Origin of the sequence: Avibacterium endocarditidis, from assembly GCF_965138825.1 — a bacterium.
GTDB lineage: Bacteria > Pseudomonadota > Gammaproteobacteria > Enterobacterales > Pasteurellaceae > Avibacterium > Avibacterium endocarditidis.
The window spans coordinates 15819-29474 of sequence record NZ_CBCSDH010000015.1; the positions used below are offsets into that span (position 1 = coordinate 15819).

The 13656-nt window shown below is 37.4% G+C and carries 15 protein-coding genes and 1 pseudogene; 1 reads left to right on the top strand and 15 read right to left on the bottom strand.

Features of this window, described 5'->3' with window-relative positions; genetic code table 11:
- Positions 1-161: 161 nt before the first annotated feature.
- From ACNAV8_RS08955 to ACNAV8_RS08970, 4 genes are all read right to left on the bottom strand, one after another.
- Positions 162-530, bottom strand: a complete 369-nt coding sequence (locus ACNAV8_RS08955) for a hypothetical protein (RefSeq protein WP_415777594.1) — start codon at positions 528-530, stop codon at positions 162-164.
- A gap of 1049 nt (positions 531-1579) precedes the next feature.
- Positions 1580-1996: a protein-export chaperone SecB gene (locus tag ACNAV8_RS08960; RefSeq protein WP_103855620.1), complete on the bottom strand. Its 417-nt coding sequence runs from the start codon at positions 1994-1996 to the stop codon at positions 1580-1582.
- A gap of 20 nt (positions 1997-2016) precedes the next feature.
- On the bottom strand, positions 2017-2406 hold the full coding sequence (locus ACNAV8_RS08965) for a hypothetical protein (RefSeq protein ID WP_415777595.1): 390 nt from the start codon (positions 2404-2406) through the stop codon (positions 2017-2019).
- Position 2407: 1 nt separating this feature from the next.
- A complete protein-coding gene (locus ACNAV8_RS08970; protein WP_415777596.1) occupies positions 2408-3055 on the bottom strand; it encodes a hypothetical protein in 648 nt (215 codons plus the stop codon).
- A gap of 262 nt (positions 3056-3317) precedes the next feature.
- On the opposite strand from ACNAV8_RS08970, the pseudogene ACNAV8_RS08975 reads away from it, so the two are divergent.
- A pseudogene (locus ACNAV8_RS08975) lies at positions 3318-3796 on the top strand (IS1595 family transposase); the annotation flags it as partial.
- A gap of 116 nt (positions 3797-3912) precedes the next feature.
- On the opposite strand, the gene ACNAV8_RS08980 reads toward ACNAV8_RS08975, so the two are convergent.
- From ACNAV8_RS08980 to mnmG, 11 genes are all read right to left on the bottom strand, one after another.
- Positions 3913-4341: a F0F1 ATP synthase subunit epsilon gene (locus tag ACNAV8_RS08980; protein WP_103855668.1), complete on the bottom strand. Its 429-nt coding sequence runs from the start codon at positions 4339-4341 to the stop codon at positions 3913-3915.
- Positions 4342-4380: 39 nt separating this feature from the next.
- Positions 4381-5754, bottom strand: a complete 1374-nt coding sequence (gene atpD / locus ACNAV8_RS08985) for a F0F1 ATP synthase subunit beta (protein ID WP_103855669.1) — start codon at positions 5752-5754, stop codon at positions 4381-4383.
- Positions 5755-5770: 16 nt separating this feature from the next.
- Positions 5771-6640, bottom strand: coding sequence for a F0F1 ATP synthase subunit gamma (atpG, locus tag ACNAV8_RS08990; RefSeq protein ID WP_415777597.1), 870 nt, complete (start codon positions 6638-6640; stop codon positions 5771-5773).
- A 22-nt stretch (positions 6641-6662) separates the two neighbouring features.
- Positions 6663-8204, bottom strand: a complete 1542-nt coding sequence (gene atpA / locus ACNAV8_RS08995) for a F0F1 ATP synthase subunit alpha (RefSeq protein ID WP_103855670.1) — start codon at positions 8202-8204, stop codon at positions 6663-6665.
- Between the two features lie 12 nt (positions 8205-8216).
- Complete coding sequence (atpH, locus tag ACNAV8_RS09000) at positions 8217-8765, bottom strand: F0F1 ATP synthase subunit delta (protein WP_035688891.1); 549 nt, start codon at positions 8763-8765, stop codon at positions 8217-8219.
- Positions 8766-8778: 13 nt separating this feature from the next.
- Positions 8779-9249: a F0F1 ATP synthase subunit B gene (gene atpF, locus ACNAV8_RS09005; protein WP_017806727.1), complete on the bottom strand. Its 471-nt coding sequence runs from the start codon at positions 9247-9249 to the stop codon at positions 8779-8781.
- A gap of 73 nt (positions 9250-9322) precedes the next feature.
- A complete protein-coding gene (atpE, locus tag ACNAV8_RS09010) occupies positions 9323-9577 on the bottom strand; it encodes a F0F1 ATP synthase subunit C (protein WP_005539567.1) in 255 nt (84 codons plus the stop codon).
- A 77-nt stretch (positions 9578-9654) separates the two neighbouring features.
- Positions 9655-10443 carry a F0F1 ATP synthase subunit A gene (atpB, locus tag ACNAV8_RS09015; protein WP_103855672.1) on the bottom strand — a complete coding sequence of 263 codons (789 nt, stop codon included), beginning with the start codon at positions 10441-10443 and terminating at the stop codon, positions 9655-9657.
- A gap of 22 nt (positions 10444-10465) precedes the next feature.
- Complete coding sequence (locus tag ACNAV8_RS09020; protein ID WP_103855673.1) at positions 10466-10849, bottom strand: ATP synthase subunit I; 384 nt, start codon at positions 10847-10849, stop codon at positions 10466-10468.
- A gap of 139 nt (positions 10850-10988) precedes the next feature.
- On the bottom strand, positions 10989-11624 hold the full coding sequence (gene rsmG / locus ACNAV8_RS09025) for a 16S rRNA (guanine(527)-N(7))-methyltransferase RsmG (RefSeq protein WP_415777598.1): 636 nt from the start codon (positions 11622-11624) through the stop codon (positions 10989-10991).
- Entirely contained in the window at positions 11624-13513 is a 1890-nt protein-coding gene (mnmG, locus tag ACNAV8_RS09030; RefSeq protein WP_415777599.1) for a tRNA uridine-5-carboxymethylaminomethyl(34) synthesis enzyme MnmG, read from the bottom strand. The genes rsmG and mnmG overlap by 1 nt, the downstream gene beginning before the upstream one ends.
- Positions 13514-13656: the final 143 nt, after the last annotated feature.

Here is a 13656-nt window from a genome sequence, read left to right on the forward strand (position 1 = left end):
CATAAAAAAGCCCTTATTTTTATAAGGGCATTATTTTTCTATTGCGTATTCTATACTCTTGCGTTTATTTTTCCATTTTCTTCTAGAGAGTTTATCTCTATGTCCTTAATAGCATTTACTCCATCATTGTAGGATAAGCTTGTTCAAAAAGTGCAGCATATTCAGGTTGAGTGAGATGGTCGGGCAATGTAGATAAACTTTATCTCAGGCAACACTACACAGATAATACAGATCATTTGATACGGTATGCCGCCCTCCGTTTCAAACATTTCATAAGTAAATTGTATTCCAAAGATGGCAACGATAGCTTGGTTATCAGCAATTTCATACGCACCATAAAAGACAAGTGAGTGACGAGGTAAAGTACTAACGACTTTTACTAACTGTCCTAAATTGAGAAAGAACAGTAAGTAAGCATAATCTTTGACATTCGAATACCTCTGAGCCAGTTCACGCATAAAGGTTTTGAAAGACTCGTAGTCCATCTTTTTTAAATCCACGTTGAGTGACAAGTGTGTCATTGTTTCCATTGGAATTCCTTGTGTTTTTTTGAATTATTTAGGCAACAGCTAAATACTGGTTATCGTTTGATGCTTCTAAACACAAACTTTCCAATCCAAATTTTGTAAGCTTTTCTTATTTCTCTGCCAGTAGTCTGCTAAATCACGTGATGGTTTAGTGTTCAAGCAACGTTTTAGTACGTTGTCGAATTTGCCTTTATTTGTATCTCACAACATGTGGCTTCATGGGTGTAGTGCAATATATAGTTATTCCCATCTTATGATAAAAACCCATAATCATTCGTCTGAATCTGGTAAAAAGAAGAATTCCACAAGGTTCTTCGTGATACCATCTATAGAACGATATTTTTACTAATATCTTGTGTCTTTTCAATCGCTTCACGAAGTTTATACAACAACGCCAACAAGGTCTTATATTGCACGTTAAGGAAGTATGAAAACTCAATAGAAGAAATACCCTTACTTTTAATCACAAAACAGTAAATGGCTTCCAATAACTTTTTTTAGGGAAAGTTTGGCGTTCTGAAAAATCGTTCCACTTTTGTTCGAAAAACGATTCTGGCAATGTTTGCACTGCCATTACTTGCTAGAAGGAAGAAAATAGGCTTCGTAGCGGATGCCACAATGCCAACAGCTGACATTATAGGTATTATCGAGATTCCCCAAACGATGAGCTTTTAAAAGATGAAAAGCTTCTTCAGTTAAGTGAAAAAGGTATTCAAGATTTGCTAAACGCTAGACACAAAAGACCAGCCATCAGAAAATCCAAATCGACTCAAAGCGTTTACGTCTCAAATACCATTACTCATAAGGAATTTATGAAAGGATCATTTTTTTAATAAGGTAAATCGTAAATATTAAAACAAGAGAGATTCATCAAATGAATTTTTCCGCTACCTAAATATTCGCTACGCACCTATTAATGTGTGCTGATTGATGGTTGAATAAAGTTACATTTTGGCTAGTTGCATAATTTACTGGAAAGCTATGCCTTACAAATTTGTATTAAATACAGCTTGTCAAGTTCCTTATTAGAATCCCTTTAGATATAAAAATAACTACCCATTTTGTTCACTTAACTTCATAAAATTAATGGATGGTAGTATTATTGGTTCAAAACCTGAATTAGTTAAAAATGTAGCTATAAATGCTCTAAAGAATGGAAAAGCAATAGCTGGAGCATTTACCGTAAGAAACTTACTTTTCTTTACTTCCTCATCAATAGGAGTATCAGTTTCAAAAATTGATTGATATTCAACTTTTAATATAAACCCTTCTTTAATCTGAAATTCAGATTTAAATGTCACAGCAAAATGTTGTGCATTTTGTAAATCATCAATTTCATCAAGAATACCAATAGCAACGCCTAATGAAAAACCATTTTCATTTTGGTTTAATTCATCTTTTATTTTAGTTAAATACAATTCTTGAACATTAAAGTGTTTTAACTGTAAGGAAATTGGTTTGTTAAACATTTATTACCTCTTTTCTTAAATTATGCAGCTAAAGAATAATCATAAATATTATCATTTGCTGCATCATATAAATCAGTACATTCCTGTTCTCTATCAATTAGTTTTATATTTCTAATATCAACAAACTCTATATTACCTACATAAGCTTTTTCTGGAAAAAAAATATTTCGCCATTCATATTGTTTATCTACCATCAGCTCTTCTAACCCGAAAATGAAGTTTTCAGTAGTAATAATATCATACTCAACACAATTACTTTCTGACTGTTCAATGAAATAATCAATAAACTCACCAATCGTCATTCCTGAGTAGTTATCATTTAGAGTTTTGAATGTTGACATAAATTCTTCTGATGATGAGTTAACAATCCAATCAGTAGTATTTTGTAACGCATTGTATTTATCATTCATTTTAGTTACCTTTATAATTAAAGATGAATTGTTCTTTATTACTTATAAAAATACTTTTATACTTTCCAACTTCTATTCTTTTCGCACAAAATAGTTTTTTATTTTTTAGGAAACGTAGATCATTCAAAAATAGTTGTTGTCTAGAAGGTATTGGAATTAACTCTTTTTGTTTTTTTTCTTCTGTAAATTTATATAAATAAGTATCTGTGCTACTATAGTCCATAGCTTTTACTGCATCGTATCTAAATTTATGTTGATCATCTTTAGATATTACGCGAAAGTGATCTAAAACCTTAGATATAGGAATATTTCTAGCATCTGATTTAGAACCTAACTCTCTCCCCATTCGTTCAGCATATATTTGTATTTGTTTCACAAAAAAAAGTTGATCTTTCACATTACCAACTAGATCTAAAAATGAATCCTTAGGAATATCAACCAAATACTCAGTAATAGCATATCCTTTAGGATATTTATCTTTTAGTAATCCCCATTTATGAGCAAAGAATTCACTATCAGTCCAAAAGTAATATCCATTTCCTAACCATTGTGGAGTTGTGGTAATACACCTGTACGGTGAATTCTCAAATATAGAAATTAACGATCCCTCTAAATGACAAGTATGGTAAACAGTAAAAATTAAACTCATATTTTATATAATTTTAAGTAATTAACTCTCTACTTTTCTCTTCTGAACTCAAAACTGTGATATGCAATAACTTTATGTTTAAAGCGTTCAGTCATACATGATAAGAAAGTGAAACTATTAAACTTACTTAGTTTATCATAACATAAAACCTGTTCAAAGTCACATTAGGGTAGATTAATTTTAGGGCTGTATTAGATTAGCAGTTATGTTAGTCTATAAAAATGAAGATAACTCATTGTAAAATCAAGGAGGTGATTAGCTACCCCATTTGGCTCAAGATTCCAATGACATTTTTGCATGTGAAATTGAACTAGATGAAAACTATTTTTATGGTAAAAAATAAAACGGGGGGCGAGGTGCGAAGGGTACTGCCGTTTTTGGTATGTTAAAACGAGATGGAAAAGTCTATACCGTTGTCGTTGAAAATACCAAGATAACTCCTTACTCCCTATTATTAAATAGGAAAATTATGCCTGATAGTATTGTTTACACCGATTATTATCGCAGTTACAATATACTAGATGTGAGCGAATCTAATCATTTCAGAATTAATCATTCAACCCATTTTTCCGAATCAAAAAATCACATTAATGGGATTGAAAATTTCTGTAATCAGGCTAAAGAGAGATCAGAAAATATAACATAATTGATAAGAAATCCTTTCCGTTATTCTTGAAAGAATGTGAGTTTCAGTTTAACTTTGGTACACTAAAAGAACAGCTAAAAACACTGCTATTTTAGTGTGGAATTTAGGCCTTATCTAATACAGCCCAAAATATTTTTTAGATTATTTAGCTAAGGAAAGAAAAACCACCCGAAGGTGGTTTTTTAAATACAGTAAAGAAAGTGCGGTAAAATTAGCGTTTGTTTTTGACTAATTTTTCTGTCAGTTCGTAAGCGCGTAGTTTAGCAAGCTCTTTAGAGAGTTTCGCGGCGAGCATTTCGTAGTTGGCGTCTTTTGCGTTGGCTACGATATTTTGTTCTGCCTGGCGTTTCGCTTCTAAAATGCGATCACCATCAAGCTCTTTACCACGAATTGCGACATCCGCTAGGACAGTAACGACATTGGGTTGAACTTCTAAAAAGCCACCTGAAACGTAGATAACTTCTTCATTGCCATTTTCTAAGGTCAATTTGACGATACCCGGTTTGATTGCCGTTAATAATGGGGTGTGGCCCGGTAAGATACCAAGCTCCCCTTCAATCCCTGTGGCTTGAATACTTTTTACTTGACCAGTAAAAATGCTTTCTTCTGCACTTACAACCGTTAAATTTAATGTTGCCATTGTGATTCTCCTTCAAGTGTTTAATCAGGCTTGAAGTGATTACATATTTTTGGCTTTTTCTAGCACTTCATCAATAGAACCAACCATATAGAACGCTTGTTCTGGGATATGGTCATATTCACCTTCTAAAATACCTTTGAAACCGCGAATAGTCTCTTTTAATGAAACATATTTACCCGGTGAGCCAGTGAACACTTCTGCAACGAAGAACGGTTGTGATAAGAAACGTTCGATTTTACGCGCACGCGCTACCACAAGTTTATCTTCTTCAGAAAGCTCGTCCATACCAAGAATCGCGATGATGTCTTTCAATTCTTTATAGCGTTGTAAGATACCCTGTACGCCACGTGCTACATCATAATGCTCTTGGCCAACCACTAATGGGTCTAATTGGCGAGAAGTTGAATCAAGGGGATCTACCGCTGGGTAAATACCTAATGACGCAATTTGACGGCTTAATACTACCGTTGAGTCTAAGTGCGCAAAGGTCGTTGCTGGCGATGGGTCAGTTAAGTCATCGGCAGGTACATAAACCGCTTGTACGGAGGTGATAGAACCTGTTTTGGTAGAGGTGATACGCTCTTGTAATGCCCCCATTTCTTCTGCTAGGGTTGGTTGGTAACCTACCGCAGATGGCATACGACCTAATAATGCGGATACTTCTGTCCCTGCTAGGGTGTAACGATAAATATTATCCACGAAGAATAATACATCACGACCTTCATCACGGAATTTTTCCGCCATAGTTAAACCGGTTAATGCAACACGCAGACGGTTACCTGGTGGCTCGTTCATTTGTCCGTAAACAAGGGATACTTTGTCTAATACGTTAGATTCCGTCATTTCATGGTAGAAGTCGTTACCTTCACGGGTACGTTCACCTACCCCTGCAAATACGGAGTAACCTGAGTGTTCGATCGCAATATTACGGATTAATTCCATCATATTTACGGTTTTACCTACACCCGCACCACCGAATAAACCAACTTTACCCCCTTTTGCAAATGGGCAGATTAAGTCGATAACTTTGATCCCTGTTTCAAGCAATTCTGTGCTGTTTGCTTGATCTTCATAGCTTGGTGCTGGTCGGTGAATTGACCAAGTTTCTTCTGCACCAATTGGGCCTTGTTCGTCAATTGGTTCACCCAGTACGTTCATAATACGTCCTAGGGTTTTTGTTCCCACTGGAACGGAAATTGGTTTGCCAGTGTTAGACACGGATAAACCACGTTTTAAACCATCTGATGAACCCATTGCGATACAACGTACGATTCCACCGCCTAATTGCTGTTGAACTTCAAGCACTAAGCCTGTTTCAACGTTTAAGGCATCATATACTTTTGGTACTGCATCTTGTGGAAATTCAACGTCAATAACCGCACCGATGATTTGTACAATTTTTCCAGTTGCCATTATCGATCCTCTTTACTTAAATTGCCGCTGCACCAGCAACAATTTCATTTAATTCATTTGTAATACTTGTTTGGCGAGCTTTGTTGTAAACTAATTGCAAGTCTTTAATTAAGTTTCCTGCATTATCAGTTGCCGCTTTCATCGCCACCATTCGTGCCGCTTGCTCAGAAGCCAAATTTTCAACTACCGCTTGATACACTTGAGATTCTAAATAACGAACCAATAAACTATCTAACAACACTTTTGGATCAGGTTCGTAAATGTAGTCCCAAGATTGTGCGCTTTTACCTAAATCATCATTATCTAATTCAGGCAAAGGAACAAGTTTTTCTAAAGTAGATTTTTGCGACATTGTGTTGATGAACTTATTGTAAGCAATGTAGATCGCATCTAATTTGCCTTCTCTATAAGCATCAAACATTTGATTTGCCGTACCAATTAATTCTTCAACAGAAGGCGTATCGCCCATTCCTGAATTTTGTGCAGTAATATTCAAGCCAAGAGATTGGAAAAAACCGATACCTTTCGCACCGATTAAACCCAGTGAAACTTCCACTTGTTTTTCTTTCCAACCTTTGATTTCTTGAAGTGCGGTCTTAAATAAGTTGATATTTAAACCGCCACATAATCCACGATCTGTTGAAACAAGTAGGATACCTACTTTTTTTACTTCTCGTTCCACTAAAAACGGATGTTTGTAACCAATACTGGCTTTTGACACGTGGCTAATCACGCGGCGTATGGCTTGAGCATACGGGCGTGAAGATGACATTCGATCCTGCGTTTTACGCATTTTCGATGCTGCAACCATTTCCATTGCCTTAGTAATTTTTTGCGTACTTTGAACACTGGAAATTTTGGTTCTTATCTCTTTTGCACCTGCCATTGATGTTCTCCGTTAATGTGAATTACCAAGCACTGTTTGCTTTGAAATTGTCTAAAATCGCTTGCAATGTTGCTTTGATTTCATCATTGTAATCGCCAGTTTTGGTTAATCCGTCCATAAAATCAGCATAGTTATGTGCTGCATATTCTAAAAGGGCAGATTCAAAAGAAGCGATACGATCTAATTCAACATCTTCTAAATAACCAAATTCAACGGCAAATAGTACTAATGCTTGTTGCGCCACGCTTAATGGAGAATATTGTTTTTGTTTCAATAATTCCGTTACTTTCTGACCGTGAGAAAGTTGTTTGCGTGTTGCATCATCAAGATCTGAAGCAAATTGTGCGAATGCTGCTAATTCACGATATTGCGCAAGTGCGGTACGAATACCACCCGCTAATTTTTTGATGACTTTAGTTTGTGCTGCACCACCCACACGAGATACCGAAATACCTGGGTTTACCGCAGGACGAATACCTGAGTTAAAGAGATTAGATTCTAAGAAAATCTGACCATCGGTAATGGAAATTACGTTGGTTGGTACGAAAGCTGATACGTCACCTGCTTGGGTTTCAATAATTGGTAATGCAGTTAAAGAACCTGTTTTACCTGTTACTTTACCTTGTGTGAAACGTTCAACATATTCTGCATTAACACGAGAAGCACGCTCAAGTAAGCGAGAGTGTAAATAGAATACATCACCAGGGAAAGCTTCACGACCTGGTGGACGGCGTAATAACAATGAAATTTGACGATAAGCAACCGCTTGTTTAGATAAATCATCATAAACGATGAGTGCATCTTCACCGCGATCACGGAAATATTCACCCATTGTACAACCTGCATAAGGCGCTAAATATTGTAACGCAGCAGATTCTGATGCAGATGCCACAACTACGATGGTATTTTTTAATGCGCCGTGTTCTTCTAATTTACGCACTACGTTAGCAATGGTTGATGCTTTTTGACCAATCGCCACATAGATACATTTAATGCCAGAATCTTTTTGGTTGATGATGGCATCAATAGCTAATGCTGTTTTACCTGTTTGACGGTCACCGATAATTAACTCACGCTGACCACGACCGATTGGCACCATTGAGTCCACCGCTTTATAACCAGTTTGAACAGGCTGATCAACAGATTTACGATCGATAACCCCTGGTGCGATAACTTCAACAGGCGCATAACCATCGTTTTCAATTTCGCCTTTACCATCAATTGGCTGACCAAGGGTATTCACCACGCGACCTAATAAACCACGGCCTACTGGCACTTCAAGAATACGTCCTGTACATTGAACTTCCATACCTTCAGAAAGATCAGTATAAGGCCCCATTACAACCGCACCCACCGAATCACGCTCTAGGTTAAGTGCCATTGCATAACGATTGTCGGGTAATGCAATCATTTCCCCTTGCATTACATCGCTTAAACCGTGGATACGAATAACCCCATCGCTCACAGAAACAATGGTTCCTGTGTTGCGCGGTTCGCTTACCACGTTAAATTCGGCAATGCGTTTTTTAATTAATTCACTAATTTCAGTCGAATTTAGTTGCATCTTTTATTCCTCTTATAATTGCAACTCATTTGCAAGACGAGCCAGTTGCCCACGGCTACTTCCGTCAATGACAAAATCATCTGTACGAATAATAACACCAGCAATCAGTGCATTATCTACGCTGCAATTTAATTTAACTTTACGAGCAAGTTTCTTTTCCATTGCGGCTGCAATTTTAGCTTGTTGCTCTGCACTTAATGGTTGAGCTGAGATGACTTCCACATCTGCAATCGCTTGGTGTTCACTCACATAATGTTGGAACAGTGCAAATACCGCTGGAAGTACAGTTAAACGCTTATTTTCAGCCATTAACCGAATCAAATTTTGCCCATATTGATCAAGTTGGTCGCCACAAATTGAAATCACCGTATCAGCAACTTTGCTGGCAGATAAATCACCTGTTAGGAAATCTTGCATCTCTTTATTTTCAACAACTTGAGAAGCAAAATTTAGCATTTCTGCCCATTTTTCCACCGCACTTTTGTTTTGTGCTTGTTGCTCGATAGCAAAATCAAATGCTGCTTTTGCATAAGGGCGAGCTATGGTAGTTAATTCTGACATAAGCCCAACCTTCTTATAGTTCTGCAACTAATTTTTCAATAATGTCATTGTTTGCCGCTTCATCAACCGTGCGACCCACAATTTTCTCAGCACCTGCAACCGCTAAAGAGGCTACTTTCGCTCGTAATTCTTCTTGAACACGTTTACGCTCTGTCTCAATCTCAGCGTGGCCTTGTTCAATAATTCTTGCTTTTAATGCTTCCGCTTCAGCTTTCACTTCTTCTAGGATTTCATTGCGACGTTTATTCGCTAAATCCACAATTTCTTGTGCTTGAAGTTTCGCTTGATTAATTTCTTGCTCCACCAATGTTTTGGTTTCAGCTTGCTCTTTTCGTGCGACTTCTGCTGCAGCTAAAGCATTAGCAATTGAGCTTTGACGCTCTTCAATTGCTTTAATAATTGGTGGCCAAACATATTTCATACAAAACCACACAAATAGTGCGAATGCAATAAGCTGACCAATTAATGTTGCATTTAAGTTCACAACGCCCTCCTCAATAATGTCATCAATGTTACCCGTTTAGGGTAAAGCTTGGTTGTACAAACAACGCTGACAATTATTGTAATAATCCGATGAATGGGTTTGCGAAAATGAAAAGTAACGAAATACCTACTGCAATCATTGCGATAGCATCTAAAAGACCAGCAACGATAAACATTTTAGTTTGTAAGCTACTTGCTAATTCAGGCTGACGCGCAGAAGATTCTAAGAATTTGCCGCCTAAAATAGCAAAGCCAATTGCTGTACCTAATGCTGCGAAAGCAAGTAGGATTGATGCACCAATAATCGTAGCTGTAATTACAGTTTCCATAGTTTTCTCCGTTAGATTTAAGAAAGTCAGCCTAATTGGCTGGGTTAGTTAATAAAAATCGTTAAATAGTTTTGTTTTTAATGTTCCGCTTTGTTATAAGCGATACTTAAATAAACAATCGTTAGCATCATAAAGATAAACGCTTGTAAGGTGATAACCAAAATATGGAAAATCGCCCAAGCAAGATGTAATGGAATGCCGAGTGAAGCAATCGCCATATTGGCACTATACATTACCGCAATCAAAATAAAGATAAGCTCACCTGCGTACATATTCCCGAACAAACGGAAACCTAATGAAATAGGTTTAGCAAGCAAGGTTACAGATTCAAGAATTAAGTTTACTGGAATGAAAGCCCAGTGATTGAAAGGGTGGAGCGTATATTCTTTAACAAAACCACTCAATCCTTTAGACTTGATGGTATAGAAAATAATGAGGAAGAAGACACAAATAGCCATACCAAGGGTAGCACTAATATCTGCCGTTGGAACCGCTCTTAAATAATGAACACCGAATAGATTTGCCACTTGCGGTAAGAAATCCACAGGGATTAAATCGATGGCATTCATAATGAACACCCAGCAGAAAATGGTTAGCCCTAATGGTGCAATAACATTGCGTGGCCCGTGAAAATTTTCTTTTACCACGCCATCAACCCATTCTACGATCATTTCTACAAAGCATTGCAATTTGCCTGGTACGCCAGAAGTGGCTTTTTTACCCACTTTATAGAAAACGAAAAGGAAAATAATGGCCGATACTGCTGAAAAGAAAAGCGTATCTAAGTGAACGTGCCAGAAAGAATCCCCTGTTTTAAGAAATTCTAAATGGTGTTGAATATACCCTGCGGTTGTAAGGTCAGACATAGTTAATCCCTTGAAATTTAAACTAAATTCTAAAAAATTTACTTACCATTAAAGGCATCAGGTTATTTAGTAATAACCCTAAAATATAACCAGCAAAGAAAGCAATATAATTCATTTCAGCAAAAAATTTGAATGCTAATACGATAAAAATGATCGTACATATAAATTTTATTGCCCCACCTCGATAAAATGTGGTTAATTTATGATTGTTTTTCTGCTTTATAAAAAACACCAGAAAAACAAATAAACAATGCGGAACAAAAATCGCTAATGATCCGAGTAAAAAAGACACCGCACTTACGGATTGCGATGCGCTTAATATTGCAAAAATGACAATAAAAACGAGCAATTCTATGCTCAATGCAACCTGATATTTCTTTTTAACTTGTTTTATGATTGCAGACATTTGTCACTTTGTTTAAAAATCAAACGAACCTAACTTAAAATAGCCTATTAATTATACTCAAAATGGATTAGATAGCAATAAATAGACTATAGAATAACTTGTTTATTTTATTATAAATTCAAAAAAGGTTCAAAAAATTTTAACCTTTATTTAACAAAACAAGGTTTCTTTCGCCAATTAATTCTGGAACTGTTAAGTTGATCACATTTTTTATCATAAAATCGGCTGATAATTGCTCCACTTCCTCTTGATGATATTGTCCTTTTAGGGCATAAAAAGTGCCATTTTCATCAACCAAGTGCTGACACCAGTCGGTCATATCTTTTAATGATGCAAAAGCGCGGCTTAATACGCCATCAAATAACTCTTCAGGCTGATAATCTTCAACTCGGCTTAATACAGGAATCACGTTGGTAATGCCAAGCTCACGCAAGGCATTACGGATAAAGCTAATGCGTTTGCCTAAACTATCTAACAACACAAAGGTTTTATCTGGATTAATAATGGCTAAAGGTAAGCCAGGTAAGCCTGGCCCTGTTCCCACATCAATAAAACGATCACCTTGTAAGTAAGGACTGACAACAAGGCTATCCATAATATGTTTCACTAGCATTTCCTGCGGATCACGCACAGAAGTGAGGTTGTAAGCCTTATTCCATTTATCCAACAACACCACAAGCTTAACGAGCTGATCTTTTTGCTGATCGCTCACAGAAAGTGCGGTGCTTTTTAGCAGAAAATTTAATTTTTCTTTGAGTTGTTCAATGTTAGCCATTATTCACCACGCTTTAACATACCTTGTTTTTTCAGATTCACCAATAAAATGGAAATGGCCGCAGGTGTTACGCCAGAAATACGACTTGCTTGCCCAATTGAGGTTGGACGATGTTGCATTAATTTTGACCGCACTTCATTAGATAGCCCAGATACCGCATCATAATCAAAATTATCCGGAATTTCGGTATTCTCATAACGTTTTTGGCGTGCTATTTCTTCTTGCTGATGTTCAATATAACCTTGATATTTAATCGCAATTTCCACTTGTTCTGCTGCTTCTTTATCTTCAATCGCAGGCGCAAATGGGGTTAATTGAGTCAGAGATTGATAATTCACTTCTGGGCGGCGTAATAAATCTTCGCCACTTGCCTCACGGGTTAATGGGCTATTCAGCAATTCATTAGCTTCAGCCAAATATTCAGAACGCGGATGCAACCAAATGCTACGCAAACGCTGGCGCTCTAATTCAATATTTTCCATTTTTTGATTAAACCGCGCCCAACGTTTTTCATCAATTAAGCCCAGTTTATGCGCCGTTGGAGTTAAACGAATATCCGCATTATCTTCACGCAGCAATAAACGGTATTCCGCACGGGAGGTAAACACGCGATAAGGTTCTTTGGTGCCTAAAGTACAAAGATCGTCCACCAACACACCAATATAAGCTTGATCACGATGTGGATACCAGCTGTCTTTGTCTTGTACATAAAGCCCCGCATTAATTCCAGCCAATAATCCTTGCGCCGCAGCTTCTTCATAACCTGTCGTACCATTAATTTGGCCAGCAAAAAATAAACCTTTAATGGCTTTGGTTTCTAAGGTAGGTTTTAAATCACGGGGATCAAAATAATCATACTCAATGGCATAACCCGGTTTGATAATGCGAGCATTTTCCAATCCTTTCATTGAATTGACGATGCCCATTTGCACATCAAATGGCAAACTCGTAGAAATACCATTTGGATAAACTTCATTGGACGTTAAACCTTCAGGCTCAAGGTAAATTTGGTGCGAATTACGTTCAGCAAAGCGCATTACTTTATCTTCAATGGAAGGACAATAACGCGGCCCAATCCCTTCAATCACGCCGGCATACATCGGACTACGATCCAAATTATTACGGATCAATTCGTGGGTTTGCTCGTTGGTATGGGTGATATAGCAAGGAATTTGGCGTGGGTGCTGATCCACCGATCCCATAAAAGAAAAAACCGGTAATTTTTCATCGCCGTGTTGTTTTGCTAACACATCAAAATTAATGGTTCTCGCATCAATACGCGGTGGGGTACCTGTTTTTAAACGATCCACGCGCAAATTCAGATCGCGCAGGCGATGAGCTAGACTCACTGATGCAGGATCGCCTGCACGCCCACCGGCATAATTTTCCATACCAATATGGATCTTACCCGATAAAAACGTCCCAGCGGTTAAGATCACCGATTTAGCTCGAAACTTTAATCCCATTTTGGTTTCCACACCTGCAACGCGATCTTGTTCGATCAAAATATCCGTCACTTCTTGTTGGAAAATATCTAAATTCGGTTGATTTTCAAGAGCGATCCTTACCGCTTGGCGGTATAACACGCGATCCGCTTGCGCGCGCGTAGCACGTACGGCAGGGCCTTTACTGCTATTTAAAGTACGAAATTGAATACCTGCTTGATCCGCCGCAGTGGCCATTAAACCACCCATTGCATCAATTTCTTTAACTAAATGCCCCTTACCAATGCCACCAATGGCTGGGTTGCAAGACATTTGCCCTAATGTATCCACATTGTGCGTTAATAATAATGTTTTTAATCCCATTCGTGCTGGCGCAAGAGCTGCTTCTGTACCTGCGTGTCCACCACCAATCACAATCACATCATAACTTTCCGTATAAAACATAATAACCTTAATTGCGTGATAAATTTGATCTTCATAAAAGTAACCGCGTATTCTACATCAAATTGATCGTAGCTTAAATCGAAGATTGAAGATCCAGTGAATTTTGTTCGCTCGATCAAAGGATCAGAAAGAAGATCTTTGCC